This is a genomic window from Streptomyces sp. NPDC005791 (assembly GCF_042871485.1).
GTDB lineage: Bacteria > Actinomycetota > Actinomycetes > Streptomycetales > Streptomycetaceae > Streptomyces.
The window spans coordinates 1-26,507 of record NZ_JBIAIP010000028.1; the positions used below are offsets into that span (position 1 = coordinate 1).

Genomic DNA, 26,507 nt, shown 5'->3' on the forward strand with positions numbered 1-26,507 from the left:
GGGGGGGGGGGGGGGGGGGGGGGGGGGGGGGGGGGGGGGGGGGGGGGGGGGCCCCCCCCCCCCCCCGGGCCGCCCCCGCCGGGCCCCCCCCCCCCCCACGCCGGTTCTTTCGCAGCCACCCCGTCTCACTGGGCGCCGGGACGCACCAGCCCGCTCTCGTACGCGTAGACGGCGGCCTGCACACGGTCGCGCAGGCCGAGCTTCGTCAGCACATGGCCCACGTGCGTCTTGACCGTCGTCTCGCTCACGAACAGGTCCGCCGCGATCTCCGCGTTGGACAGGCCCCGTGCCACCAGCTTCAGCACCTCGACCTCACGCTCGGTGAGGGTGTGCAGGGCGTCCGGGACGGGCTCCTCGCCCGAGGGCAGATGGTCGGCGTACTTGTCGAGCAGCCGACGCGTGATGCTGGGCGCCAGCATCGCCTCGCCCGCGGCCACGACCCGGATGGCCTGCACCAGTTCGATGGCCGGCGCGTCCTTCAGCAGGAAGCCACTGGCGCCGGCGCGCAGCGCCTCCACCACGTACTCGTCGAGATCGAACGTCGTCAGCACCAGGACCTTCGCCGGACCGTCCCGTCCAGGACCCGTGATCTGACGGGTGGCCTCGACACCGTCCATCCGCGGCATCCGGATGTCCATGAGCACGACATCGGGCTGCAACGCCCGCACCTGGTCGATGGCCTGCAGGCCGTCACCCGCCTCACCGACCACCGCGAGATCGCCTTCCGCCTCCAGGATCATCCGGAAACCGGTGCGCAGCAGGGGCTGATCGTCGACGAGCAGGACGCGGATAGCCACGTAATCTCCTTAAGGGCCTCGGGCGGGCCTTCGGGTCAAGGGCCTTCGAGGGCCACCGGTCGGTCGGCCTCGGACCGGACCGGCTCCATTCTGCCCTGCACAGCCTCCACCGATTCGGCCGGGCGTACGGACAGCGGATAGACCGGGGGAGTCCCGCCGAATTCCGGACAGACCGCCCGGTGGTCGCACCAGCCGCACAGCTTGGTCGGCCTCGGCCGCCACTCGCCGGTCTCGGTGGCCAGCCGGATCGCGTCCCACAGCGCCAGCAGCTTGCGCTCCACCCGCTCGAGGTCCGCCGGGACGGGGTCGTACGTCAGCACGTCCCCACTGCCGAGATAGACCAGCTGGAGCCGGCGCGGAACCACGTTCTTCAGACGCCACACCACCAGGGCGTAGAACTTCATCTGGAACAGCGCCCCCTCCGCGTACTCAGGCCGCGGAGCCTTGCCCGTCTTGTAGTCCACGATGCGGACGTCGCCCGTGGGGGTCACGTCCACGCGGTCGATCACGCCGCGCAGCTTCAGTCCCGAATCCAGCTCCGTCTCGACGAACAGCTCCCGCTCGGCCGGCTCCAGGCGGGTCGGGTCCTCCAGCGAGAACCACCGCTCCACGAGCCGCTCCGCCTCGCCCAGCCACCCCGCGAGCCGCTCCCCCTCAGGATCTCCCTCGAACAGGTCGGTCAGCTCGGGCTTGGACTCCAGCAGCCGGTCCCACTGGCCGGGGATCAGCGCCTTGGCCTTCGGAGCCGTACGGTCCGCCGCCGGGGCGTCGAACAGACGCTCAAGCACCGCATGCACCAGCGTCCCCCGGGTAGCAGCCTCACTGGGCTTCTCGGGCAGCTTGTCGATGACCCGGAAGCGGTACAGCAGAGGACACTGCATGAAATCGTTCGCGCGCGACGGCGACAGGGACGAGGGTGGCTGAGGCGGGCGCGGTACGGACGTCATGTCGCAGACCCTACGGCCCGCCACTGACACCCCGCGGCATACCATCGACGACAGAGCTCGCACACAGCATGATCGTGGCAGACGCCACCGACCGAAGGGACCCCGTGGACGAGAGCGGCGACAGCGGGCGCCCGCAGCCCGGCGCAGGGGGCTCGGACCCCGGCACCGAGCCGGACAAGGGCAAGCCGCGACGCCCGGCGGACCCGGGCGGCGGCCTCCTCATGGGCCGCCCCTTCGGCGTGCCCGTGTACGTGGCCCCCAGCTGGTTCGTGGTCGCGGCGCTGATCACCTGGGTCTTCGGCGGCCAACTCGACCGCGTCCTGCCGGAACTCGGCGGAGCCCGCTATCTGGTCGCGCTCTTCTTCGCGATCGCCTTCTACGCGTCCGTGCTCGTGCACGAGCTCGCCCACACCGTCGCCGCCCTGCGCTACAAACTGCCGGTGCGCCGCATCCAGCTCCAGTTCTTCGGCGGTGTCTCCGAGATCGAGAAGGAGACGGAGACCCCCGGCCGCGAGTTCGTCCTCGCCTTCGTGGGGCCCCTGCTCTCCCTGGTCCTCGGCGGGGTCTTCTACATCCCGCTCCAGTTCGTCGAAGCGGGTACCGTCCCCGGCGTGCTCCTCGCCGGGCTGATGGTCTCCAATCTCATCGTCGCCGCCTTCAACCTGCTGCCCGGCCTGCCCCTGGACGGCGGGCGCATGCTCCGCGCCGTCGTGTGGAAGATCACCGGCAAGCCGATGAGCGGCACCGTCGCCGCCGCATGGGTCGGCCGGGGCCTGGCCATCACGGTCTTCGTCGGCCTCCCGCTGCTCACCCACACGGGCGCCCTCGGCAACGCCACCGGTGAGATCAGCGGGTTCGAGACCGTCACCGACGCCCTCCTCGCGGCGATCCTCGCCGCGATCATCTGGACCGGAGCGGGCAACAGCCTGCGGACGGCCCGGCTCCGTGAACACCTCCCGGAGCTGCGCGCGCGCACGCTCACCCGGCGGGCCGTGCCCGTCGAGGCCGCCACCCCGCTCTCCGAGGCGCTCCGCCGGGCCAACGAGGCGGGTGCCCGCGCCCTCGTGGTCGTCGACGGGCAGGGCAGCCCGAAGGCGGTCGTCCGGGAGGCGGCCATCGTCGGGGTCCCCGAACACCGCCGGCCCTGGGTGGCCGTCAGCGGTCTCGCCCAGGACCTCACCGACGGCATGAAGATCCCCGCCGAACTGGCGGGCGAAGCCCTCCTGGACCGGCTGAAGGCCACCCCGGCCACCGAGTACCTGGTAGTGGAGGACACCGGCGAGATCTACGGCGTCCTGTCCACCGCCGACGTCGAACGCGCCTTCATCAAGGCCATGGCCCGACCGTCGGCCTGACGTCCGGGAAGCGGCCCCCGAAATACCGGTAGGCTGTTCACATGTCCGAACCGACCGGTGCCGCCCGCCGTCGCGGCCCATTCAAAGTCGGGGACCAGGTCCAGCTCACCGACCCCAAGGGACGCCACTACACCTTCACGCTCGAGGCCGGAAAGAACTTCCACACCCACAAGGGTTCTTTCCCGCACGACGAGCTGATCGGTGCTCCCGAGGGCAGTGTTGTCCGTACCACGGGAAACGTCGCCTATCTCGCGCTGCGCCCCCTGCTCCCCGACTACGTCCTGTCCATGCCACGCGGTGCCGCCGTGGTCTACCCGAAGGACGCGGGCCAGATCCTCGCCTTCGGCGACATCTTCCCCGGCGCGCGCGTCGTCGAAGCCGGCGTCGGCTCCGGTGCGCTCAGCACCTTCCTGCTGCGCGCCATCGGCGAGCAGGGCATGCTGCACTCCTACGAGCGCCGCGAGGACTTCGCCGAGATCGCCCAGCAGAACGTCGAGCGCTACTTCGGCTCGCCGCACCCGGCCTGGCAGCTCACGGTCGGCGACCTCCAGGACAACCTCTCGGACACCGACGTCGACCGGGTCGTCCTCGACATGCTCGCCCCGTGGGAGTGCCTCGAGGCCGTGTCCAAGGCCCTGGTGCCCGGCGGGATCCTCTGCGCGTACGTCGCGACCACGACCCAGCTCTCGCGGACCGTCGAGTCCATCCGCGAGATCGGCTGCTTCGCCGAACCGCAGCCGTGGGAGTCGATGATCCGCAACTGGCACGTCGAAGGCCTGGCCGTCCGGCCCGACCACCGGATGATCGGCCACACCGGGTTCCTCGTCACCGCCCGTCGTCTCGCGGACGGTGTCGAGCCACCGGTGCGCCGCCGCCGCCCGTCCAAGGGCGCCTACGGCGAGGACTACAAGGGCCCCGGCAGCCGGAGCGGCTCCGCCGAGACCGAGGACTGACCCCGTACAACGCGAAGGCGCCGCCGCCGAGTTCCCGGACCGACCCGGGAGCCCGGCGGCGGCGCCTTTCCGTCCCCGGACGCCCCCGCCGTTCCCCTCGGGTGTGAGGTGTGGCACGATGCTGGCCACCCCGCCCGCCGTCGTCCTTTCGGCACCGCCCACCCAGGCCTCCAGGAACCACAGGAGACATACCGCGTGCAGACCTCCGCGCTCCCGGACCTCGCGCACACCGACGCCAAGCCGGTGCACTGGCTCGCCACGGCCACGGCGATGGCAGCCGTCGTCGCACTCGCGGGACTGCTCCAGCCCGACGCGGCCACCGCCACGGCCTCGGCGTCCGAGCACGGCGTCACCGCGCAGCACGGCAGCGCCCCCGCGGCGACCGCCCCCGACCCGGCCGGCGTCGCCTTCCCGCTCGACTGCGGCGCCGCCGGACACACCGTGGCCGACAGCGCCCCCGGAGACCTCGACGGGGACGGCGGGCCCGAGACCGTGGCCGTCGTCCGCTGCGCCGCGGGCTCCGGCACCCCGCCCAGCGGCATCTACGTCGTGACACAGCGGAGCGGGGCCGCACCCAGGGTCGTGGCGACCCTGGTGGACCCCGCTGAGAAACTCGCGGTCACCGACTTCACCGTCCGTGACGGCCAGGTCTCGGCGACCCTGCTCGGCTATTCCTCGGCCGACGTACCGCGTTGCTGCCCCGACGAGCTGGAAAGCGCCACCTGGCAGTGGGAGGGGAACGCGTTCGTCAAGTCCGCGGGCCCCGCCGGGAGTACCGCCCGGAGCGTCTGAACCCCGTTGTTCCGCACCTACTCCGCGTCCGGCCCGAAGACTTCCACATTGTCCGAGACGCGACGCACGTGGATGCAGTCGCCCGGACACTCCTTGGCCGAATCCACCACGTCCTGGAGGAGGGGCAGCGGCACCGGTGTGGTGGCGCCCTTGTCCTGGAGGAGCTCGTCCTCGTCGCTCTTCACATAGGCCAGACCGTCGATGTCCAGCTCGAACACCTCGGGTGCGTACTGCACGCAGATGCCGTCGCCCGTACAGAGGTCCTGGTCGATCCAGACCTCGAGGTCCTGCGTGTCACGGTCGCCCGGAGCGTCCTGCTGCACGGTCATGTGTCCTGCCGTTCCCTGCGTATCTGCACCAATTGAAGCCAGCCCTGACGGGTGTTGAACACTTCGACGATACAACCGGCGGCTTTCCGATGCCGAAGGGTGGGTATTCCCTTGGCGTGAGGGAGGGCGCAAGGGTGAAGATCGGACACACTTCCGGGTCTTTGTGATCTAGGGGTTTCAATCATCACCCACCCAGGTAGGGTCAGGAAGCGTCCAGCTCCCCTTGGAGGAGGTGAGGACCGTGGCAGCCCACGACGACGACATCAACCGCGGCATCCGGCCCGGGCGGGGGTCAGAAGACCCAGCCGGCCAGGTCGCCTATCTCGAGCAGGAAATCGCCGTCCTGCGACGTAAGCTCGCCGACTCTCCGCGGCACGCGAGGATTCTCGAAGAGCGGATCGTCGAGTTGCAGACCAGCCTGTCAGGCGTGTCCGCGCAGAACGAGCGGCTCGCCGGCACGCTCCGGGAGGCCCGCGACCAGATCGTGGCCCTCAAGGAGGAGGTCGACCGGCTCGCCCAGCCGCCGGCCGGCTTCGGTGTCTTCCTGCAGGCCAACGAGGACGACACCTGCGACATCTTCACCGGGGGCCGCAAGCTCCGGGTGAACGTCAGCCCCAGCGTCGAGCTCGACGGCCTCCGGCGAGGCCAGGAAGTCATGCTCAACGAAGCGCTCAACGTGGTCGAGGCCATGGAATTCGAGCGGGCCGGGGACATCGTCACCCTCAAGGAGATCCTCGAGGACGGCGAACGCGCCCTGGTCGTCGGGCACACCGACGAGGAGCGGGTGGTGAGGCTCGCCGAGCCCCTCCTGGACATCACCATCCGTCCCGGCGACGCCCTCCTGCTCGAGCCCAGGTCCGGCTACGTCTACGAAGTGGTCCCCAAGAGCGAGGTCGAGGAACTCGTTCTCGAAGAGGTCCCGGACATCGACTACGACAAGATCGGCGGTCTGGGCGACCAGATCGAACTGATCCGTGACGCGGTCGAGCTCCCGTACCTCCACCCGGACCTCTTCAAGGAGCACGAGCTGCGTCCGCCGAAGGGCATCCTGCTCTACGGCCCTCCGGGCTGCGGCAAGACACTCATCGCCAAGGCCGTCGCCAACTCGCTGGCCAAGAAGGTTGCCGAGGTCACCGGACAGCCCGCGGGGAAGAGCTACTTCCTCAACATCAAGGGTCCCGAGCTCCTCAACAAGTACGTAGGTGAGACCGAGCGGCACATCCGTCTGGTCTTCCAGCGTGCCCGGGAGAAGGCGAGCGAGGGTACCCCCGTCATCGTCTTCTTCGACGAGATGGAATCCCTCTTCCGCACCCGTGGTTCCGGTGTCAGCTCGGACGTGGAGAACACCATCGTCCCCCAGCTGCTCGCCGAGATCGACGGGGTGGAGGGCCTGGAGAACGTCATCGTCATCGGTGCCTCCAACCGTGAGGACATGATCGACCCCGCGATCCTGCGGCCCGGCCGTCTCGATGTGAAGATCAAGATCGAGCGTCCGGACGCGGAGGCCGCCAAGGACATCTTCGCGAAGTACCTCACGCCTTCGCTGCCGCTGCACTCGGACGACCTGGCCGAGCACACCGGCTCGAAGGAGGCGGCCGCCCACGCGATGATCCAGTCCGTCGTGGAGCGGATGTACACGGAATCCGAGGAGAACCGCTTCCTCGAGGTCACCTACGCGAACGGCGACAAGGAAGTCCTGTACTTCAAGGACTTCAACTCCGGAGCGATGATCCAGAACATCGTGGACCGGGCGAAGAAAATGGCCATCAAGGCTTTCCTCGAGCAGGGCCAGAAAGGCCTGCGCGTCTCCCATCTCCTCCAGGCGTGCGTGGACGAGTTCAAGGAGAACGAGGACCTGCCGAACACCACCAACCCGGACGACTGGGCCAGGATCTCCGGAAAGAAGGGCGAGCGGATCGTGTTCATCCGCACACTCGTCACCGGAAAGCAGGGCGCAGACACCGGTCGTTCCATCGACACGGTGGCGAATACCGGACAGTACCTGTAAAACGCAGACCGGCTGCGGATGCCCGGACGGGCATCCGCAGCCGGCCGTTTTCCCGGCAGCTCCGGCCGTACCCGACCAATGACGTAATTGATCTCCCCACCGGCGCGGGGGCGCTCTAGGCTCTGACGTACCGCCGAGTCGCGCAGTGCGGGGACGGGCACCGCGGACCAGCAGCGGTACTTGAGCGCCGCTCCCGGACGGGAGCGACGCCGGGCAAGGAGGGCCGCATGACCGTACGGCGAGTGATGGGCATCGAGACGGAGTACGGGATCTCCGTCGCCGGTCAACCCAACGCCAATGCCATGCTCACCTCGTCCCAGATCGTCAATGCCTACGCGGCGGCGATGCACCGGGCGCGCCGCGCCCGCTGGGACTTCGAGGAGGAGAACCCGCTGCGCGACGCGCGAGGCTTCGACCTCGCCCGTGAGACCGCCGACTCCAGCCAGCTCACCGACGAGGACATCGGCCTGGCCAATGTCATCCTCACCAACGGTGCGCGGCTGTACGTCGACCACGCGCACCCCGAATACAGCTCGCCGGAGATCACCAATCCGCTGGACGCGGTGCTCTGGGACAAGGCCGGCGAACGTGTGATGGCGGAGGCCGCAGAGCGGGCCGCCTCGATCCCGGGCGCCCAGCCCATCCACCTCTACAAGAACAACACCGACAACAAGGGCGCGTCCTACGGCACGCACGAGAACTACCTGATGAAGAGGGAGACACCCTTCTCGGACATCGTGCGCCATCTGACGCCGTTCTTCGTCTCCCGCCAGGTGGTCACCGGCGCCGGACGGGTCGGCATCGGCCAGGACGGCCACGAGCACGGATTCCAGATCAGCCAGCGCGCCGACTACTTCGAGGTCGAGGTCGGCCTCGAGACCACGCTCAAGCGCCCCATCATCAACACCCGCGACGAACCGCACTCCGATGCCGAGAAGTACCGCAGACTGCATGTGATCATCGGCGACGCGAACCTTTCCGAGATCTCGACCTATCTCAAACTCGGTACCACCTCGCTGGTCCTGGCCATGATCGAGGACGGCTTCATCAACGTCGACCTGGCGGTCGACCAGCCGGTCCGCACGCTCCACCAGGTCTCGCACGATCCGACCCTGCGGCAGTTGGTCACCCTCCGTAGCGGCCGGACGCTCACCGCGGTGCAGCTCCAGATGGAGTACTTCGAGCTGGGCCGCAAATACGTCGAGGAGCGGTACGGTGCCGACGCCGACGAGCAGACCAAGGATGTCCTGGCCCGCTGGGAGGACACCCTGAACCGCCTGGAGAACGACCCGATGAGTTTGTCGGGCGAGCTGGACTGGATCGCCAAGCGGGAGCTCATGGAGGGCTACCGACGCCGCGACGGCCTGGACTGGGACGCCCCCCGCCTGCACCTGGTCGACCTCCAGTACGCCGACGTGCGGGCCGAGAAGGGCCTGTACAACCGACTGGCCGCCCGCGGGAAGATCAAGCGGCTGCTGGACGAGAGCGACGTCGAGCGGGCCCGTACGAAGCCTCCCGAGGACACCAGGGCCTACTTCCGGGGCCGCTGCCTGGAGCAGTACGCGGACGACGTGGCCGCCGCCTCCTGGGACTCGGTCATCTTCGACCTGCCCGATCGTGACTCGCTGCAACGGGTTCCCACCATGGAACCGCTGCGGGGTACGCGTGCGCACGTCAAGGAGCTCCTGGACCGCTGCCGCACGGCGGACGAGCTGGTCCGGACGCTGACGGGGGGCTGAAAGGCCCTCCGGCTGGGAATCAATCAGATGACCTCCGGACGTTGAGGAAAGTACCGGGCCGATGTCGGACCCCGTAGGTAGGGTCTGATCAAGTGCTTCGAACCGAGCGGGGTGAGCTATATGGCGACCAAGGACACCGGCGGCGGACAGCAGAAGGCGACACGTTCCACCGAGACGACCGAGGAGCAGGCGCAGGACGCGCAGGCGTCCGAGGACCTCAAGGAGCGGCAGGAGAAGCTCAGCGACGACGTCGACGACGTCCTCGACGAGATCGATGACGTCCTCGAGTCCAATGCCGAGGACTTCGTACGTTCCTTCGTGCAAAAGGGCGGCGAGTAACAGCCGGAGGTCCGCTCCGGCCGGCTCGCCGACGAGCTCGCACCGTCGCCGGCCCCTTCCGTGGGATGCCCTCGCTCGCACCGGGGCATCCCACGGAACGGCTTCTCCGGACCCGGGATCATGTTGATCACCGTCACAGGGCGGGTAGGGTCCGTGGCGTACTGCTGCAACCGCAATTCGGCCAGTGGCAAGTTGGGGGATGCTCCTGACTCCTTGCGCAGGGCCATCGCATACCTGGAGGGAAACGCGTGGAAGCCAACACTCGTAGCACCGGGCGTCTACCAGCTGCCTTCCTGACGCCGGGTTCGTCCTCGTTCATGGACTTCCTGTCCGACCACTCACCCGAGATCCTTCCCGGCAACCGCACTCTGCCGCCGCTGCAGGGTGCCATCGAGGCGCCGCACGGCACGACCATCGTCGCGGCCTCGTTCCCCGGTGGAGTGGTCCTCGCCGGTGACCGGCGGGCGACCATGGGCAATATGATCGCGCAGCGCGACATCGAGAAGGTGTTCCCGGCCGACGAGTACTCGGCGGTGGGGATCGCCGGCACAGCGGGTCTCGCCGTGGAGATGGTCAAACTGTTCCAGCTGGAGCTGGAGCACTTCGAGAAGGTCGAGGGCGCCACGCTCTCCCTGGAGGGCAAGGCCAACCGGCTCTCCACGATGATCCGCAGCAATCTGGCGATGGCCATGCAGGGCCTGGCGGTCGTCCCGCTCTTCGCCGGGTACGACGTGGACCGCGAGAAGGGCCGGATCTTCTCCTACGACGTCACCGGCGGGCGTTCGGAGGAACACGGCTACGCGGCCACCGGCTCCGGCTCCGTCTTCGCGCGCGGATCGATGAAGAAGCTGTACCGGGACGACCTGACCGAGGAGCAGGCCCTGACCCTGGTCGTGCAGGCGCTGTACGACGCGGCCGACGACGACTCGGCGACCGGAGGCCCCGACGTGGCCCGCCGGATCTATCCGATCGTCACCGTCATCACCGACGAGGGCTTCCGCAGGCTGAACGACACGGAATCCGCGGAGATCGCGCGCGCGATCCTGGAGCGCCGGCTCGAGCAGCCCGACGGCCCCCGCGCCGCGCTGCTCTGACCGGCCCGATGCTTCTCCGATGCACTCGTCACTGACAGAAAGGGACGGATAGCCGGTGTCGACGCCGTTCTATGTCTCACCTCAGCAGGCCATGGCCGACCGGGCGGAATACGCCCGGAAGGGCATCGCCCGTGGTCGCAGCCTGGTTGTGCTGCAGTACGCCGACGGCATTGTGTTCGTCGGCGAGAACCCGTCCCGCGCGCTGCACAAGTTCAGCGAGATCTACGACCGGATCGGCTTCGCCGCCGCCGGCAAGTACAACGAGTACGAGAACCTCCGCATCGGCGGAGTCCGCTACGCCGATCTGCGGGGGTACACCTACGATCGCGACGATGTGACGGCCCGTGGACTGGCCAACGTCTACGCGCAGACGCTCGGCACCATCTTCTCCAGTGCGGCCGAGAAGCCGTACGAGGTGGAGCTGGTGGTCGCGGAGGTCGGTGCCGGGCCCGACGGTGACCAGATCTACCGGCTGCCGCACGACGGCTCCATCGTGGACGAACACGGCTCGGTCGCGGTCGGCGGGAACGCCGAGCAGATCAGCACCTTCCTGGACCAGCGCCACCGCGACGGGATGTCGCTCGCCGAGGCGCTGAAACTGGCCGTGCAGGCACTGTCCCGCGAGGCCAACGGCAACGAGCGGGAGATCCCCGCCGAGCGGCTCGAGGTCGCGGTCCTGGACCGCACGAGGCCGCAGCAGCGCAAGTTCAAGCGGATCGTCGGCCGGCAGCTGACGAGGCTGCTGGACGCCGACGGTGCCGGGGCGACCCCGACGGACGCTCCGTCCGACACGGAGGAGCCCGAAGGCGGCAGCACCGACACCCCCGCGAAGGGCACGGACGGACCCGCCGAGGGTTCGGACGAGTCCACGAAGGAGTAGTCCGTTCCGCGAAAGTCCGTGACAGAGCCCTCCGGCCGCCGCAGGCGGCGGCCGGAGGGCTCTGTCACGCGGTGGGCGGGGGCGCGGTGGAGCCCCGCACCACCAGGCGGACGGGGAGATCGCCGTACTCCGTGGGACGTCCCTCCAGGACGTCCAGCAGCGCCCTCATACCCCGCTCGCCCACCTGTTCGGCCGGGAGGCGGACCGTGGTGAGTTCCGGTTCCACCGCCGTGGCGAGCGCCAGGTCGTCGAAGCCGGTCACGGAGACGTCGTCGGGCACACGCAGGCCTCGTCTGCGCACCGCCTTGCAGGCGCCGGCGGCCAGGATGTCGTCGTCGCAGACGATGGCCGAGGGCAGGGGGCCGGGGGAGGCCAGGACCGTCTCGACCGCCTCACGCCCGGCCCGTACGTCCAAAGGGGCGGTCACGGTACGCAGCACGGCGCCGGGGACGTCCCCCACGGCCTCCCGCAGCGCCCGGGCCCGCACCGTGAAGGTCCAGGTGTCCACGGCGGACGCGAGGTGCACGATCCGGCGGTGGCCGAGGTCCAGCAGATGGCCGGTCACCTGGCGCATACCGTCCTCGATGTCGAGGTTCACGCGCGCCGCCGCGCCCTGCCCCTCCGGATCGCTGTCCAGCATCACCAGCGGCAGATCCGCGCCCCGCAGCGCCCCCAGGGCGTCCGCCGCCATCGACGAGGCGATCACCCCGTCGAGCGCCGCGCGGGCCGAGGCGAACGGATCCCTGGCGGGTCCCGTGCCCTCGGGGGACGGGTAGAGGACCACGCCGAAGTCGTGCGCGGCGGCGACGGCCGCGGCGCCGGTGTACACCCGGGCGAAGAACTCGTTGGTGAGTGCGGGGACGACGAGCAGGGCGGTGCGGGTGCGGCCCAGCCGGAGACTGCGGGCGGCGAGATTCGGCCGGTAGCCGAGGCCCCGGGCGTGGTCGCGGACCCGCTCGGCGGTCGTCGCCGAGACCCGGCCCCGCCACTTGTCCCCGAGTACGAGCGAGACCGTGGCCTGTGACACGCCCGCTGCCCGTGCCACGTCGCGGCTGGTGGGCCGGGGTGGGGCGGGCGGCCGCGCGCTGCTCACTCGTGCCTCCGTGCTGGTCCGGTCGGGTGCGGTGGGATGGACTCCCCGCGTGCCCACATGGTACGTATGAACGCTCACGTTATACGTACAACCTCGAGGTCGTGACACCGTCGGGGGAGAGGGGCGGACATGGCCGCGGGTTATCTGGACATCCTCCGGGCGCGGCACGCCGTCAGGCTGCTGGCGGGAACGCTGGTGGGGCGGTTGCCGAACGGCACCGCCCACATCGCGATCGTCCTGTTCACCCGCGCGGAGGGCGGCAGCTACACCCTGGCCGGCGCGCTGGCCGCGGCGTACGGCCTCGCCACGGCGGTGGGCCAGCCCCTGCTGGGCCGCGCGGTGGACCTGTACGGCCAGCCGCGCGTCCAGCTCCCCGCGGCGGTCGTCTCGGCGCTCGGCATGGCCGCGCTCGCCCTGACGGGCCTCGGCCCGCTCCCGGCCGCATACGCGGCGGTCGTCGTGGCCGGCCTGTTCACACCTCCGCTGGAGGGCGGCCTGCGGGCCCTGTGGCCGGCGGTCCTCGGCCGCGAGGACAGGGTGCACCGGGCGTACGCCATGGACGCGGTGGCCCAGGAGATCATGTTCACCGTGGGGCCCCTCCTGGTGACGGTCCTGGTGTCGCTCTGGTCGCCGGCCGCCGCGCTGCTGGTCATCAACGCCATCGGGGTGCTGGGAGCGCTGTCCGTCGTCCTGTCCGAACCCTCCAGGGCATGGCGCTCGGCGCCCCGCGAGGCGCACTGGCTCGGCGCCCTGCGCTCGCCGGGGCTGCTCGCCCTGCTGGGCGCCTTCTTCTTCGTCGGGGTCGCGCTCGGCTCGATCACGGTGGCCGGCGTCGCCTACGCCGACGACCAGGGCCGGGAATCGGTGTACGGCTGGCTGATGGCCGCGCTCGGTCTCGGCGCGCTGATCGGCGGAGCCGTGTACGGGGCGCGCCAGTGGGCAGGGGCGCCCGAGCGAAGGCTGCGGGTCATCGTCGCGCTGCTGGCCCTGGGTTACCTGCCGCTGATGCTGACGCCCGGCGTGCCCGCCATGACCGCGCTGGCGGCGCTCGCCGGGGTGTTCCTGGCTCCGGCGATCGCCTGCTCGTTCATCGTCGTGGACCGGCACGCGCCGCGGGGCACGGTGACCGAGGCGTTCTCCTGGCTCGTGACGACCTTCGGAGTGGGTGCCGCGGCCGGAACAGCGGTGGCCGGCCCGGCCGTGGAGACCGGAGGGACGGCATGGAGTTTCGCCGTCGCCGGGGCCGGTGGAGTGGCGGCGCTGCTGGTTCTGCTGGCCACCGGTAGGGTCCTCGCAGTTCCCGGGCGTACGCCCACAGTTGTGGCCGGTTCGGAAAATGATCGAAACGGTGCTGCCGAACCCGGTTTCAGCTCAGGCCATAAGGCGTAATGTTCAGTCATGGACCGCCGCATTTTCGGGCTGGAGAACGAGTACGGCGTCACGTGCACGTTCAGGGGACAGCGCCGACTGTCACCTGACGAAGTGGCGCGCTACCTCTTCCGCCGTGTTGTGTCATGGGGCCGCAGCAGCAATGTCTTCCTGCGGAACGGCGCCCGTCTGTACCTCGACGTGGGATCGCATCCGGAATACGCGACACCCGAATGCGACAACGTGACCGAACTGGTCACGCACGACAAGGCGGGCGAGCGCATTCTCGAAGGCCTGCTCGTCGACGCCGAACGCCGCCTGCACGAGGAGGGAATCGCGGGCGACGTCTATCTCTTCAAGAACAACACCGACTCGGCTGGAAACTCCTACGGGTGTCATGAGAACTACCTCGTGGCCCGGCACGGAGAATTCTCCCGGCTCGCGGACATCCTCATTCCGTTCCTCGTCACCCGTCAGCTGATCTGCGGTGCCGGCAAGGTGCTCCAGACGCCGCGTGGAGCCGTCTACTGCGTGAGCCAGCGGGCCGAGCACATCTGGGAGGGCGTCAGTTCCGCGACGACGCGCTCCCGCCCGATCATCAACACCCGGGACGAACCGCACGCCGACGCGGAGCGGTACCGCCGCCTCCACGTCATCGTCGGTGACTCCAACATGTCCGAGACGACCATGCTCCTCAAGGTCGGCGCCACCGATCTCGTGCTGCGCATGATCGAGGCGGGCACGGTGATGCGCGACCTGACCCTGGAGAACCCGATCCGGGCCATCCGGGAGGTCAGCCACGACACCACGGGACAGCGCAAGGTACGCCTGGCCAGCGGCCGCGAGGCATCGGCCATCGAGGTCCAGCGCGAGTACTACGAGAAGGCCGTCGACTTCGTCGAACGCCGTGGCATCCGCACCGGCACCGTCGACCAGGTCCTCGAACTGTGGGGCCGCACGCTGGACGCCATCGAGGCCGAGGACCTCGACCGGATCGGCACCGAGATCGACTGGGTGATGAAGTACAAGCTCATCGAGCGGTACCGGGCGAAGCACAACATGACCATGTCGAATCCGAGGGTCGCTCAGATAGACCTCGCCTACCACGACATCCACCGGCGGCGCGGGCTCTACTACCTCCTGGAGCGCAAGGGCCAGACCGCCCGTATCTGCAACGACCTGAAGATCTTCGAGGGGAAGTCGGTGCCCCCGCAGACGACCAGGGCGCGGCTGCGCGGCGACTTCATCCGCCGGGCCCAGGAACAGCGACGGGATTTCACCGTCGACTGGGTCCATCTCAAGCTCAACGACCAGGCGCAGCGCACCGTGTTGTGCAAGGACCCGTTCCGTTCCGTCGACGACCGGGTGGAGAAACTGATCGCGGGCATGTGATCCGGGACAGCGATGTCCCGCCCCGTGGGTGAATGGGCCCCGTACGTTCCTCGTACGGGGCCCTTCCGTCGGCCTAGAGTGTCGGGGACCGATCACGTGCCGTCTGAGATCCGAGGAACCCAGTGCGCCGACTTGCCGGCCTTCTCGTCGTCCCCCTACTGCTGCTGTCCACGGCGGCATGCGGCGACGACAAGGCCTCCGACTCCACCTCATCCAAGAACGGGTTTCCCGCGATCACCGCGGGAGCGAAGTTCGGCGAGAAGCCCACTCTGGCGAAGGGCGAGGGTAAGCCCCCCACGAAGCTGAGGACCGAGGTCATCAGCGAGGGGGACGGCGCGAAGCTCAAGGACGGTGATGCGGCCGAGGTCAACTACCTCGGGCAGGCGTGGGACTCCACGAAGCCGTTCGACAACAGTTTCGACCGTAAGGAGCTCTTCGGTATCGCCCTCGGTACCGGCATGGTCATCCCGGGCTGGGAGCAGGGTCTCGTCGGGCAGAAGGTCGGCAGCCGTGTGCAGCTGGTCATCCCGCCGGAGCTCGGCTACGGCGCGCAGGGCCAGGGGGACATCAAGCCGAACGCCACGCTCGTCTTCGTCGTGGACGTGGTGAGCGGGAAGGCGATCCCGCAGTCCGCCAAGGGCAGCACGGTCGCCCAGGACAACATCGGCCTGCCGAAGATCGGTGTCAACACCGACGGCAAGGCCCCCGAGGTCACGATCCCCAAGAGCGATCCGCCCAAGAAGCTGGTCTCCAGCTACGTCATCGAGGCCGACGGGGAGGCCGTCGGGGAGAACGACACCCTCGTCGTGAAGTACGAGGCGTATCTGTGGAAGGGGGCGAAGCAGTTCGACAGCACCTACAAGGCGGGCAAGGCCGTGGGCTTCCCACTGGCCCAGATCAACGTCCAGGGGCTCAAGAGCGGCTTGGCAGGCAAGAAGGTCGGCAGCCGGGTCCTGCTCGTCATCCCGCCGGACCAGGCCTTCGGTGACCAGGCCCAGCAGACCGTCCCCGCCAACTCGACGCTCGTGTGGTCCTTGGACATCCTGGCGAAGGTGTAAGACTGTCCCGGTTGCCCAGTTCATCAGTAAGAGGAGCAGTTCAGTGAGCATCGAGAAGCCCGAGATCGACTTCCCGGGTGGCGAGCCGCCGGCCGACCTGGAGATCAAGGAAATCTGGGAGGGCGACGGACCGGTGGCCCAGGCGGGCCAGACCGTCTCCGTGCACTACGTCGGTGTGGCCTTCTCCACCGGCGAGGAGTTCGACGCCTCGTGGAACCGCGGCACCCCGCTGCGGTTCCAGCTCGGTGCCGGCCAGGTCATCGCAGGCTGGGACAAGGGCGTCCAGGGCATGAAGGTCGGCGGCCGTCGCCAGCTGACCATCCCCGCGCACCTCGCCTACGGCGACCGCGGTGCCGGCGGCGGCAGCATCGCCCCGGGCGAGACGCTGATCTTCGTCTGCGACCTCGTCGGCGTCTGATCCGTCCGTCCGCAGCAGCCAGGGCCCGTGCCGCAAGGCACGGGCCCTCGCTTTGGTCCGGACACCCCGGGGCGGTACGGTCGACGGTCGGAGAGCATGTCGAGAGAGGGCGTCGATGGCGATTGCCAAAGCCGAACGGTTGATGAACCTGGCACTGTGTCTGCTGGGTACCAGGCGCCCGCTCAGCAAGCGTGAGCTCCGGGGCTCCATCGAGGCCTACCTGGAGGCGGGCTCCGACGAGTCCTTCAACAGGATGTTCGAGCGCGACAAGGACGATCTGCGCGAACTCGGCCTGATCATCGAGACCGTGGAGAACCTGGACGGCGACACCGGGTACCTCGCACGGCGCGACAGCAACCGGCTGCCCCCCATCACCCTGGACGCCGAGGAAGCCGCGGCCCTCGGCCTGGCCGCCAAGGTCTGGCAGCAGGCCCGGCTCGCGGGCGCCGCCAGCGGCGCCCTGCAGAAGCTGCGGGCCGCCGGCATGCCGGAGGCCGAGGACGCCTACGAGGTGCACAGCGCCCTGGAACCCCGCATCCCGGTCCACGAAGCCGCCTTCGAGCCGCTGATGCTCGCCTGCCGTGACCGCCGCCCGGTCACCTTCGACTACCGCAAGGGCAACTCCGCCCGCCCCGAGCAGCGCCAGGTCGAGCCCTGGACGCTCGAATGCTGGCGCGGCCACTGGTATCTGGCCGGCTGGGACCGCGACCGGGGTGCCGAGCGCGTCTTCCGGCTGTCGCGGATCTCGGGCCGGGTCCGCTCCCGTGCCGGAGCCTTCACGGCCCGGGTCCCCGACGCCGTGACCGTCCGCGAGACCGTGGAGAGCTGGGCGGGGGAGACCGCCACCAGGACCGCCCGCATCAGGCTGCGTGCCGGCTCCGGCTACCCGCTGCGCTCCCGCGCGACAGCCGTCACCGAACTCGGTGACGGCTGGGACGAGTTGGAGATCCCGTACGGGCACGGGCTGGACGCCTGGCTCGTGGAGTTCGGGCCCGACGTGATCGTGAGCGAGCCCGCCGATCTGCGGGCCGACGTGATGGACCGGCTGCGTGCCGTGGCCAAGGACTGAGGGGGAGCCGTACTCGTGGCCACGAACGCGATCGACCAGACCCGGCGGATGCTCTCCCTCGTCACGTATCTGCGTGAGCGCCCCGGCGCCCACGTCCAGGACGTGGCCCGGGCCTTCGGGATCACCGAGGACGAGCTGATCTCCGACCTCGACGTGCTCCCCATGTGCGGGACCAGCTTCCGCGGCGGTGACCTGCTGGACATCGACACCGACGGCGACCGGATCTGGTGGCACAACCCGGACGACGTCGCCGAGCCGCTGCGGCTCGCCGCCGACGAGGCGACCGCCCTGCTCGTCGCCGCCCGCGCCGTCGCCACGCTCCCCGGCCTGCGCGAGAGCGACCGGCAGGCGCTGGTGCGCGCGACCGCGAAGCTGGAGACGGCGGCCGGTGAGGTGGGGGCCGCCAGCTCGCGGCTCTCCGTCACCTTCGAGTCCGAGGGCGGCGTCTTCGCCGACGTGGACCGGGCGATCTCCGAGCGGCGCCGGCTCTGGGTGCGCTACTACTCACCCGCACGGGATGAGCTGACCGAGCGCGAGGTGGACCCGATCCGGCTCTTCGCCGTAGGCCACACCTATATGGAGGGCTGGTGCCGGCTCACCGAGGCGCGGCGTACGTTCCGGCTCGACCGGGTCGCCGAGATCAGGCTCCTCGACGCCCCTTCCGCCCCGCCGGAGCTGGAACTGCGCGACCTCTCCGAGAGTCTGGTGCAGCCCGCCGCCGAGGATCCGGAGGTCGTGATCGAGGTCGGCCCCGGCGGCCGGTGGGTCGCCGAGTACTACCCGCACGACAGTGCGGAGGAACTGCCCGACGGCGGCCTGCGGATCACCCTGCGCACCCCCGACCCGGCCTCCCTGCGCAGGCTCGCCCTGCGGCTGGGCGGCGAAGGACGCATCGCCTCGCCCCCGGACCTGGCCGAAAGCGCCCGGCTGGCGGCGCGTGAGGCACTGGCCGCCTACGACGGCGCGCTCTGAGAGGCGGCCACCGGTGCAGCGAGGAGACAGAGGTCATATGACTGCGATATCGCCCACGAGGTCCGGACCGGTCACGGTGCCCGTGCCCGACGCCGTACGCTTCCGGGCCGCCTGCCCGGACTGCCGTGAGCGGTTCGAGCTCGCGGCGGGAGCGCTGCGGCTGGCGATCGGGGCCAGCCGCCGTACGACCTTCTACTCCTTCACCTGCCCCGCGTGCGGGTCCGCGGTCCGCAAGCCGGCGGGGGAGCGCATCGTCGAACTCCTCAGCGGCGGCGGGGTACGGACGCTGCGCCTGCACACCGCCCTGCGGTAACGAGAAACACCGAGGATCCGCCCATGTTCTGGCCCATGCTCGCCATCGCTCTGGGATTCGCCGGCCTGGCCGTGCTCGGGGTGCTGGCCGTCAAGGTCTTCGTCGAGGCACAACGGCTCGCCAGGCAGGTCGCCGCGACCACGCGGCAGATCAACCGGGCGGCCGAGGATCTCGAACGAGCGGCCACCACGCTCGCCGATACGGGCGAGGCCCTGCGATAGCAGTGCGCGGCCTCCTGATTCACTGGTTCGGGGGGTACGCTGCTGGAGCGGCCCAGGCAGGGAGGTGTGGGCCGCAAACGGGAGTACGCACGGGCATTGCCTGGCGTTTACCCCTGCGGGTTACGATCGCTGCCAGCGCGAAGGTCGGACAACTGTCCGGTCGAACGGGTAGCGAGCCCACCCTCCAGACGCCTCAGTGAGAAGGAAGTCGCACATGATCGGCAATCTGAAGCCCCTCGAGATCGTTCTGATCATCGCTGTCATCCTGCTGCTCTTCGGTGCCAAGAAGCTGCCCGACATGGCGCGTTCGCTCGGCAAGTCGGCCCGCATCCTCAAGAGCGAGGCCAAGGCCATGAAGAAGGACGACGCGGAGCCTGCGGCGCCCACCACCGAGACCGTCGCGGACACCACCCCGCCCGCGGCCACCGCGCGTACGATCCAGGCCGCCCCGGGAGACGTCACCAGCGCCCGTCCGGTCAGCGAGGCCAAGCCCACCACCCAGAGCTGACAGCTGACCCGCACCGTCGGAAGCTGCCGCACGAAACGAGGGAAGTGGGTTGCTCAAGTCCGCCCGCAAGCAGGAGAAGGACGACGAGGGGCGCATGCCCCTCCTCGATCACCTGCGTGAGCTGCGCAACCGGCTGCTGAAGTCGGTCCTGGCGATCGTGATCGCCGTGATCGTGGCGGCGTTCTTCCAGAAGGACATCTTCGAGTTCCTGATGAAGCCGATCCTGGACTCGGTCGGCTGCAAGAACGGCGCCGTGACCATGGTCAACGGCCGCCCCTGCGCGGAGATGACCACCAACGGTCTACTGTCGCCGTTCACCATCGCGCTGAAGGTGTCCCTGATGGCAGGTGTGCTGGTGGCCACCCCGGTGTGGCTGTACCAGTTGTGGGGGTTCGTCGCCCCCGGCCTGCACAAACAGGAGAAGCGCTACTCCGTCGCCTTCGTCGCGGCCGGGGTCCCGCTCTTCGTCGCCGGTGCCTACCTGGCGTACGCGATCCTGCCGCAGACCGCCGAGATCATGCTCGGTTTCACACCCGACAACGTGAAGAACCTGCTGCCGCTGGACGACTTCCTGGACCTGATCACCCGCATGGTGATCGTCTTCGGGCTCGCCTTCGAACTGCCGCTGCTGCTCATCCTGCTCAACCTGACCGGTGTCCTGTCCGGCGCCCGCATGCTGCGCTGGTGGCGCGGGATGCTCGTCGGGCTGACCGGGTTCGCGGCCATCGCCACACCGGGCGGCGAGCCCATCTCGATGCTGCTGCTCGCGGGCCCGCTCGCGGTGCTCTACTTCATCGCCGTCGGCTTCTCGCTGCTCAACGACAAGCGCAGGCGGCGCGCCGACCCCGATGCCGAGCTCGACGACGACGAGGCGTCGAAGCTGGACCTCACCCCCGAGGCCGTCGGCGGGATCGAGCCGGTTTCCTCCCGGGCAGCCCTGCCCGAGCAGGCCGGCGGTGACGCGGACGGTGGGCGTACGCACCGGCTCAACGGTTACGACGACATCACCTGACCTTGTAAGGTCCCGCGGGTGACCAGCGAGATCACCCTCTTCGTCAATCCCACCGCGGGGAGCGGCCGGGGCGCGCGTGCCGCGCAGCCGGCCGCTTCCGCTTTGCGGGACGCGGGCTTCTGCGTACGGACGGTTCTCGGCGAGGACGCCGACGACGCGCTGCGGCGGGCCCGCGAGGCCGTGGCGGCCGGGACCGGAGCACTGATAGCCGTGGGCGGGGACGGCATGATGTCCCTCGCCCTGCAGGCCGTGGCCGGTACGGCGACGCCGCTCGGCGCCGTCGCCGTGGGCACCGGGAACGACTTCGCCCGCGCCCTCGGGCTCCCGGTCCGCGACCCGGCCGCCGCCGGGCGGCTGGCCGCCGAGGCGCTCAAGGCCGGGACGGTGCGCACGATCGACCTGGGACGGGTGGGGGAGCGCTGGTTCGGCTCCGTGCTGGCCTCGGGCTTCGACTCGCGGGTCAACGACCGGGGCAACCGGATGCGAGGGGTGGGCGGGCGCTTCAAGTACGACCTGGCCATCCTCGCCGAGCTGGCCGCCTTCCGGCCGATTCCGTACCGAGTCAGGCTGGAGGGCGGCCCGGTGACCGAGATCGAGGCGACGCTGATCGCGGTGGGCAACGGGACGACGTACGGCGGCGGCATGCGTATCTGTGCGGACGCGGTCATGGACGACGGGCTCTTCGACGTGACCGTGGTCGGTGACTGCAGCCGGGCCACCCTGCTCAAGGTCTTCCCGAAGGTGTACCGGGGGACCCACCTCGAACACCCGAAGGTCACCGTGCACCGGGTCTCCTCGATAGAGCTGGCCCCGGCCGGTGCCACGGCCTACGCGGACGGCGAGCCCTTCGGCGCGCTGCCGGTCCGCGCCACCTGCGTACCCGGCGCGGTCCGGGTGCTTGCAGCCTGAAATAAAGATCGGGCTGACTGTCATACGGGGCGGGTAGGCTCGTATCAAGATGACAGAGGACCTCTCACCAGCTGAGCGATACCAGGCGTCCCGGGTCCGTGCGGCCGAGCGGGCCACGGCCTTCGGGCCCTTCCGCGAGATGTACGAATTCGAACTGGACCCGTTCCAGATCGAGGCATGCCGGGCCCTGGAGTCCGGCAAGGGGGTGCTGGTCGCGGCCCCCACCGGGTCGGGCAAGACGATCGTCGGCGAATTCGCCGTCCACCTGGCCCTCGAGCAGGGCCGCAAGTGCTTCTACACCACGCCCATCAAGGCCCTGTCCAACCAGAAGTTCACCGATCTCGTCCGGCGTTACGGCGCGGACAAGGTCGGTCTGCTGACCGGTGACAACAGCGTCAACGCGGACGCACCCGTGGTCGTCATGACGACCGAGGTCCTGCGCAACATGCTGTACGCGGGCTCCCAGTCCCTCACCGGCCTCGGCTATGTGGTCATGGACGAGGTGCACTACCTCTCCGACCGCTTCAGGGGCGCCGTGTGGGAGGAAGTGATCATCCACCTGCCGGAGTCCGTGACCCTGGTGTCGTTGTCGGCGACCGTGTCCAACGCCGAGGAGTTCGGCGACTGGCTGGACACCGTCCGCGGCGACACCCAGGTGATCGTCTCCGAGCACCGGCCCGTGCCGCTGTGGCAGCACGTCATGGCCGGGCGGCGGATGTACGACCTCTTCGAGGAGGAGACGGACCACGGGGGCCGGGGCACCGGTCGGCGCGAGGTCAACCCCGACCTGGTCAGGCTCGCCCGTATGGAGAACCAGCGCGGATACAACCCGCGCGAGCGCCGGCGCGGGAAGATGGTGCGCGAGGCGGACCGGGAGCGCGAGCGGCGTCAGCGCAGCCGGATCTGGACCCCGTCGCGCCCCGAGGTCATCGACCGGCTCGACGCCGAGGGGCTCCTGCCCGCCATCACCTTCATCTTCAGCCGGGCCGGCTGCCAGGCGGCCGTCCAGCAGTGCCTGCAGGCAGGACTGCGGCTGAACGACGAGGACAAACGCCAACTGGTGCGGGAGATCGTCGAGGAGCGGACGGCGTCCATCCCCCCTGAGGACCTCCATGTCCTCGGGTACTACGAGTGGCTCGAAGGACTGGAGCGGGGCATCGCCGCGCACCACGCCGGGATGCTGCCGACCTTCAAGGAGGTCGTGGAGGAGCTGTTCGTCCGTGGCCTGGTCAAGGCGGTCTTCGCGACCGAGACGCTGGCGCTCGGCATCAACATGCCCGCGCGTTCCGTGGTGCTCGAGAAGCTCGTCAAGTGGAACGGCGAGCAGCACGCCGACATCACGCCCGGTGAATACACCCAGCTGACCGGGCGGGCCGGACGCCGCGGCATCGACGTCGAGGGCCACGCCGTCGTCCTGTGGCAGCGGGGCATGGACCCCGGGGCGCTCGCGGGCCTCGCGGGCACGCGTACGTATCCGCTGCGATCCAGCTTCCGGCCCTCGTACAACATGGCCGTCAATCTCGTGCAGCAGTTCGGGCGGCATCGTTCGCGTGAGCTGCTCGAGACCTCGTTCGCGCAGTTCCAGGCGGACCGGTCCGTGGTCGGCATCTCCCGGCAGGTCCAGCGCAACGAGGAGGGCCTCGCGGGCTACAAGGAGGGCATGACCTGTCACCTCGGGGACTTCGAGGAGTACGCGGGGCTGCGCCGCGACCTCAAGGACCGTGAGACCGAGCTGGCCAAGCAGGGTGCGGCCCAGCGGCGGGCTGCCGCCGCTGCGTCTTTGGAGAAGCTGAAGCCCGGTGACGTCATCCACGTCCCCACCGGCAAATTCGCCGGACTCGCGCTGGTCCTCGACCCGGGACTGCCCGCGGGCCGGACCAACGGCCATCGCGGGCTGGAGTACCACGACGGACCGCGGCCGCTGGTGCTGACCGCCGAGCGGCAGGTCAAGCGACTGGCCCACATCGACTTCCCGGTGCCGGTCGAGGCGCTGGAGCGGATGCGGGTGCCCAAGTCGTTCAACCCGCGCTCACCCCAGTCCCGTCGCGACCTGGCCTCCGCCCTGCGGAGCAAGGCGGGGCACATCGACCCGGGACGGCACCGCAAACAGCGGGCCGCCGCAGCCGATGACCGGGAGATCGCCCGGCTCCGCTCGGAGCTGCGCGCCCACCCCTGCCACGGGTGCGACGAGCGAGAGGACCATGCCCGCTGGGCCGAGCGGTATCACCGGCTGCAGCGCGACACCCGGCAGTTGGAGCACCGTATCGAGGGCCGGACGAACACCATCGCCCGGACCTTCGACCGCATCGTGGCGCTCCTCACCGAGCTCGACTACCTGCGGGGCAACGAGGTCACCGACAACGGCCGACGGCTGGCGCGGCTGTACGGAGAGCTCGACCTGCTGGCCAGCGAATGCCTGCGGGACGGTGTATGGGAGGGGCTCAACCCCGCCGAACTCGCCGCTTGCGTATCCGCGCTGGTCTACGAGGCCCGCCAGGCCGACGACGCGGTCGCACCCAAGCTGCCCTCCGGACCGGCGAAGACCGCGATGGGCGAGATGGTCCGCATCTGGGGCCGTCTCGACGCCCTGGAGGAGGACTTCAAGATCAGCCAGACGGAAGGGGTCGGACAGCGCGAACCCGACCTCGGGTTCGCCTGGGCGGTCTACATGTGGGCTTCCGGGCGGACACTGGACGAGGTGCTCCGCGAGGCGGAGATGCCGGCCGGCGACTTCGTACGGTGGTGCAAGCAGGTCATCGACGTACTCGGCCAGATCGCGGCCGCCGCGCCCCGGGACGGGAGCTCGGTCGCGAAGAACGCCCACAAGGCCGTCGACGCGGTGCTGCGGGGTGTGGTGGCGTACAGCTCTGTCGGGTGAGAGCGGGTTTCCCGGTGACCTGGGTTTCCCTGGTGACCGGATGACGTGAGCCGACGAGTGGCCACAGGTGAGCCGGTGCCTGTGGCCACTTCCGAGTGTCCTCCCGTCAGGTCTTCTTCTTGTTCTTCATCGAGAGTCCCGCGCAGGCTGCCCCCAGCACAATCGCCAGACCACCGACGATCACGTTGTTGAGGATGACGCCCGTGTCCGGGCTCTGGCCCACGATCCACGTCGACACGATGAGCCATGCGCCCAGGGCGACGATGGCCATGCTCATCCCGGTCATCCGCTCGGGCATGGCGGTGAAGCAGAGCGCCAGCACCGCTATCGCGATCCCGATGACCAGGTTGTGTGTCACGAGGGAGGGTTGGCTCGCGGTGAAGTGGAGCACCCAGGGCGAGACGGCGCAGTACAGACCGAGCAGGAACACCGGTGCGTCCGCTCCGGCCGTGGTGCGGCCCCCGCCGACCACGCGGTCGTGACGCGCCCGCATCTCTTCGGCGTCGGGGTGTCCGGAGATGTCCCTTCCGGTGTGCGAGATATTGCTCATGAGGATGTTCTCCTTCGCACTTGCTGGGGCGACCGTGCACAGGAGTCACGGTCATCAGCTCTCCTGACCAGTGTGCTCTTATATGTCTCTTATGTGTAGCTTTCCGGCCGGTTGAATTCTGCGCTTCCGTCGAACCTGAACGACGGCGCGTCGGCGAGCTGACAGGCCGTCGGCTCAGTCGGCCGGCATCAGAACGGTGTGCACGAGGTAGACCGTCGCCTTGGCGGTTGGGACGTTGCCGCAGACGACCTTCGAGTGGTCGTTCACGGTGTAGGACATCTGGCTGGCGGGCGGGTGCGGACAGCCCGGCGGGCCGGACCCTCGCTGGGGTGATGGACGCACTGCGCAGGGCAGGGCACGGCGGTGTCATCGAACTGCTCGACGTCTACGCGGACGCGGCTGAGCGCGTCGCCCACGCGGACCTCGACTACGTCAAGCGGCGGGTGGCGCGCGAGGAGCTCGTGGAGAGCGTTGTCGTCGGCACGGTGCTCGGGGAGGCCATGCTCGGTGCCCTGCGGCGGCTCGCCCATGCGTACGCTGCGGCACGCGCCTACGAGGGAGGGCGGGAGACGGGGCAGGGGCCCCGAGAGTAGGGCATGTGCGGAACCCGGTCGCCGTCCACGACGGCGACCGGGTTCCGCGTGAGGGCTACGCGGCGCTCTCCTGCTCGCGCTCCACCTGTTCGTTCCACTCGCGCTTCACCGCGCGCCACGCGTCGTCGTTCTGGCCGAGGCGCCAGTACCCCGAGATCGACAGCTGCGGGAGCGGGATGCCGCGCTCCAGGCGGAGGTGACGCCGGATCTCCTTCACGAAGCCGGCCTCGCCGTGGACGAACGCCTGCACCTCGCCCTCCGGGAAGTCCAGCCCGGTCACTGCCGCGACGAGGGCCTCGCCGACCGGGTGGTCGCCGCGATGCAGCCAGGTGACCGACACGCCGTCCGGGGCCACGAGCTTCTGCTCCTCCGAGGCGTCCGGCACTTCCACGAAGGCGTGGACCACCGCACCCTCCGGCATATGCTCCAGCGCCGCGGCGATCGCCGGCAGGGCGCTCTCGTCGCCCACGAGCAGATGCCAGTCGGCCGAGGCCTCCGGCACGTAACCGCCGCCGGGTCCCAGGAACGTCACCTGGTCGCCGGGCCGGGCCCGCGCGGCCCAGGGGCCTGCCAGGCCCTCGTCGCCGTGCACCACGAAATCGACCGCGAGCTCCCGGGTGCGGGGGTCCCAGGAGCGCACCGTGTACGTGCGGGTGGTCGGCCACAGCTCGCGCGGGTAGTTCTCGCGGATCCCCGCCATGTCGAAGGGGTGGCCGTAGTCCGCACCCTCCGGCGCGAAGCACAGCTTGATGTAGTGGTCCGTGTACCCCTCGAGGGAGAAGTCGGCCAGTCCGTCGCCACCGAGGATCACACGCACCATGTGGGGGGTGATCTGTTCGGTGCGCAGAACCCGCGCCCCCTGTGCCTTCGGTGTCCGGCGTTGCGGCCGCTCTGCCACGAGGGTCTCCCTGAGGTCGGCG

Annotated in this window: 26 protein-coding genes and 2 pseudogenes; 22 read left to right on the forward strand and 6 right to left on the reverse strand. The window is 69.6% G+C overall.

The window, feature by feature from the left end; genetic code table 11:
- Positions 1-125: 125 nt before the first annotated feature.
- Positions 126-797, reverse strand: a complete 672-nt coding sequence (locus ACFYSH_RS32725; protein WP_359477087.1) for a response regulator transcription factor — start codon at positions 795-797, stop codon at positions 126-128.
- A 35-nt stretch (positions 798-832) separates the two neighbouring features.
- Positions 833-1,678, reverse strand: coding sequence for a PD-(D/E)XK nuclease family protein (locus tag ACFYSH_RS32730; RefSeq protein WP_359477195.1), 846 nt, complete (start codon positions 1,676-1,678; stop codon positions 833-835).
- 170 nt (positions 1,679-1,848) lie between these two features.
- Here ACFYSH_RS32730 and ACFYSH_RS32735 point away from each other — a divergent pair, with 170 nt between their 5' ends.
- From ACFYSH_RS32735 to ACFYSH_RS32745, 3 genes are all read left to right on the forward strand, one after another.
- On the forward strand, positions 1,849-3,099 hold the full coding sequence (locus ACFYSH_RS32735; protein ID WP_359477198.1) for a site-2 protease family protein: 1,251 nt from the start codon (positions 1,849-1,851) through the stop codon (positions 3,097-3,099).
- Positions 3,100-3,140: 41 nt separating this feature from the next.
- Positions 3,141-4,052 (forward strand): tRNA (adenine-N1)-methyltransferase, encoded by a 912-nt coding sequence (locus ACFYSH_RS32740; protein WP_359477090.1) that lies wholly within the window; start codon positions 3,141-3,143, stop codon positions 4,050-4,052.
- A 195-nt stretch (positions 4,053-4,247) separates the two neighbouring features.
- Positions 4,248-4,844 (forward strand): hypothetical protein, encoded by a 597-nt coding sequence (locus tag ACFYSH_RS32745; protein WP_359477093.1) that lies wholly within the window; start codon positions 4,248-4,250, stop codon positions 4,842-4,844.
- Positions 4,845-4,861: 17 nt separating this feature from the next.
- Here the strand turns inward: ACFYSH_RS32745 and ACFYSH_RS32750 are convergent, their stop codons facing one another.
- Positions 4,862-5,173 (reverse strand): ferredoxin, encoded by a 312-nt coding sequence (locus ACFYSH_RS32750; RefSeq protein ID WP_205021794.1) that lies wholly within the window; start codon positions 5,171-5,173, stop codon positions 4,862-4,864.
- A 241-nt stretch (positions 5,174-5,414) separates the two neighbouring features.
- On the opposite strand from ACFYSH_RS32750, the gene arc reads away from it, so the two are divergent.
- The 6 genes and pseudogenes from arc to prcA all read left to right on the forward strand — a co-directional run bounded on the left by arc (position 5,415) and on the right by prcA (position 11,233).
- Positions 5,415-7,181 carry a proteasome ATPase gene (arc, locus tag ACFYSH_RS32755; protein WP_359477096.1) on the forward strand — a complete coding sequence of 589 codons (1,767 nt, stop codon included), beginning with the start codon at positions 5,415-5,417 and terminating at the stop codon, positions 7,179-7,181.
- Positions 7,182-7,408: 227 nt separating this feature from the next.
- Positions 7,409-8,920: a depupylase/deamidase Dop gene (gene dop, locus ACFYSH_RS32760; protein ID WP_359477099.1), complete on the forward strand. Its 1,512-nt coding sequence runs from the start codon at positions 7,409-7,411 to the stop codon at positions 8,918-8,920.
- Positions 8,921-9,040: 120 nt separating this feature from the next.
- On the forward strand, positions 9,041-9,259 hold the full coding sequence (locus ACFYSH_RS32765; RefSeq protein WP_359477102.1) for a ubiquitin-like protein Pup: 219 nt from the start codon (positions 9,041-9,043) through the stop codon (positions 9,257-9,259).
- 119 nt (positions 9,260-9,378) lie between these two features.
- Positions 9,379-9,556: pseudogene (locus ACFYSH_RS32770) on the forward strand (endonuclease domain-containing protein); the annotation flags it as partial.
- The gene (gene prcB, locus ACFYSH_RS32775) at positions 9,508-10,353 is read left to right on the forward strand and encodes a proteasome subunit beta (RefSeq protein ID WP_359477105.1); all 846 of its coding nucleotides are present in this window, start codon (positions 9,508-9,510) and stop codon (positions 10,351-10,353) included. The pseudogene ACFYSH_RS32770 and the gene prcB, both read left to right, overlap by 49 nt.
- A gap of 55 nt (positions 10,354-10,408) precedes the next feature.
- Positions 10,409-11,233 carry a proteasome subunit alpha gene (gene prcA, locus ACFYSH_RS32780; RefSeq protein ID WP_359477108.1) on the forward strand — a complete coding sequence of 275 codons (825 nt, stop codon included), beginning with the start codon at positions 10,409-10,411 and terminating at the stop codon, positions 11,231-11,233.
- 64 nt (positions 11,234-11,297) lie between these two features.
- On the opposite strand, the gene ACFYSH_RS32785 is transcribed toward prcA, so the two are convergent.
- On the reverse strand, positions 11,298-12,326 hold the full coding sequence (locus ACFYSH_RS32785; RefSeq protein ID WP_359477112.1) for a LacI family DNA-binding transcriptional regulator: 1,029 nt from the start codon (positions 12,324-12,326) through the stop codon (positions 11,298-11,300).
- Between the two features lie 129 nt (positions 12,327-12,455).
- Here ACFYSH_RS32785 and ACFYSH_RS32790 point away from each other — a divergent pair, with 129 nt between their 5' ends.
- From ACFYSH_RS32790 to ACFYSH_RS32845, 12 genes are all read left to right on the forward strand, one after another.
- Positions 12,456-13,715, forward strand: coding sequence for an MFS transporter (locus ACFYSH_RS32790; RefSeq protein WP_388757372.1), 1,260 nt, complete (start codon positions 12,456-12,458; stop codon positions 13,713-13,715).
- 9 nt (positions 13,716-13,724) lie between these two features.
- Positions 13,725-15,086 carry a Pup--protein ligase gene (gene pafA / locus ACFYSH_RS32795; protein WP_359477118.1) on the forward strand — a complete coding sequence of 454 codons (1,362 nt, stop codon included), beginning with the start codon at positions 13,725-13,727 and terminating at the stop codon, positions 15,084-15,086.
- Positions 15,087-15,208: 122 nt separating this feature from the next.
- Positions 15,209-16,144: an FKBP-type peptidyl-prolyl cis-trans isomerase gene (locus ACFYSH_RS32800; protein WP_388757376.1), complete on the forward strand. Its 936-nt coding sequence runs from the start codon at positions 15,209-15,211 to the stop codon at positions 16,142-16,144.
- Between the two features lie 43 nt (positions 16,145-16,187).
- The gene (locus ACFYSH_RS32805) at positions 16,188-16,562 is read left to right on the forward strand and encodes an FKBP-type peptidyl-prolyl cis-trans isomerase (RefSeq protein WP_359477121.1); all 375 of its coding nucleotides are present in this window, start codon (positions 16,188-16,190) and stop codon (positions 16,560-16,562) included.
- A gap of 115 nt (positions 16,563-16,677) precedes the next feature.
- Positions 16,678-17,631 (forward strand): WYL domain-containing protein, encoded by a 954-nt coding sequence (locus ACFYSH_RS32810; protein ID WP_359477124.1) that lies wholly within the window; start codon positions 16,678-16,680, stop codon positions 17,629-17,631.
- Positions 17,632-17,646: 15 nt separating this feature from the next.
- A complete protein-coding gene (locus tag ACFYSH_RS32815) occupies positions 17,647-18,603 on the forward strand; it encodes a helix-turn-helix transcriptional regulator (RefSeq protein WP_388757381.1) in 957 nt (318 codons plus the stop codon).
- A 37-nt stretch (positions 18,604-18,640) separates the two neighbouring features.
- The gene (locus ACFYSH_RS32820) at positions 18,641-18,916 is read left to right on the forward strand and encodes a hypothetical protein (protein WP_359477130.1); all 276 of its coding nucleotides are present in this window, start codon (positions 18,641-18,643) and stop codon (positions 18,914-18,916) included.
- Between the two features lie 23 nt (positions 18,917-18,939).
- Positions 18,940-19,137, forward strand: coding sequence for a hypothetical protein (locus ACFYSH_RS32825; protein WP_359477132.1), 198 nt, complete (start codon positions 18,940-18,942; stop codon positions 19,135-19,137).
- A 214-nt stretch (positions 19,138-19,351) separates the two neighbouring features.
- Positions 19,352-19,645 (forward strand): Sec-independent protein translocase subunit TatA, encoded by a 294-nt coding sequence (tatA, locus tag ACFYSH_RS32830; RefSeq protein ID WP_359477135.1) that lies wholly within the window; start codon positions 19,352-19,354, stop codon positions 19,643-19,645.
- A 49-nt stretch (positions 19,646-19,694) separates the two neighbouring features.
- Positions 19,695-20,657, forward strand: coding sequence for a twin-arginine translocase subunit TatC (gene tatC, locus ACFYSH_RS32835; protein ID WP_359477138.1), 963 nt, complete (start codon positions 19,695-19,697; stop codon positions 20,655-20,657).
- Between the two features lie 18 nt (positions 20,658-20,675).
- Positions 20,676-21,566, forward strand: a complete 891-nt coding sequence (locus ACFYSH_RS32840) for a YegS/Rv2252/BmrU family lipid kinase (RefSeq protein ID WP_388757385.1) — start codon at positions 20,676-20,678, stop codon at positions 21,564-21,566.
- A 49-nt stretch (positions 21,567-21,615) separates the two neighbouring features.
- On the forward strand, positions 21,616-24,444 hold the full coding sequence (locus tag ACFYSH_RS32845; RefSeq protein ID WP_359477144.1) for a DEAD/DEAH box helicase: 2,829 nt from the start codon (positions 21,616-21,618) through the stop codon (positions 24,442-24,444).
- A 106-nt stretch (positions 24,445-24,550) separates the two neighbouring features.
- Here the strand turns inward: ACFYSH_RS32845 and ACFYSH_RS32850 are convergent, their stop codons facing one another.
- Positions 24,551-24,994, reverse strand: coding sequence for an SPW repeat protein (locus ACFYSH_RS32850; protein WP_359477147.1), 444 nt, complete (start codon positions 24,992-24,994; stop codon positions 24,551-24,553).
- A gap of 281 nt (positions 24,995-25,275) precedes the next feature.
- On the opposite strand from ACFYSH_RS32850, the pseudogene ACFYSH_RS32855 reads away from it, so the two are divergent.
- Positions 25,276-25,587: pseudogene (locus tag ACFYSH_RS32855) on the forward strand (MerR family transcriptional regulator); the annotation flags it as partial.
- Between the two features lie 55 nt (positions 25,588-25,642).
- Here ACFYSH_RS32855 and ACFYSH_RS32860 read toward each other — a convergent pair.
- Complete coding sequence (locus ACFYSH_RS32860) at positions 25,643-26,485, reverse strand: siderophore-interacting protein (RefSeq protein ID WP_359477150.1); 843 nt, start codon at positions 26,483-26,485, stop codon at positions 25,643-25,645.
- Positions 26,486-26,507: the final 22 nt, after the last annotated feature.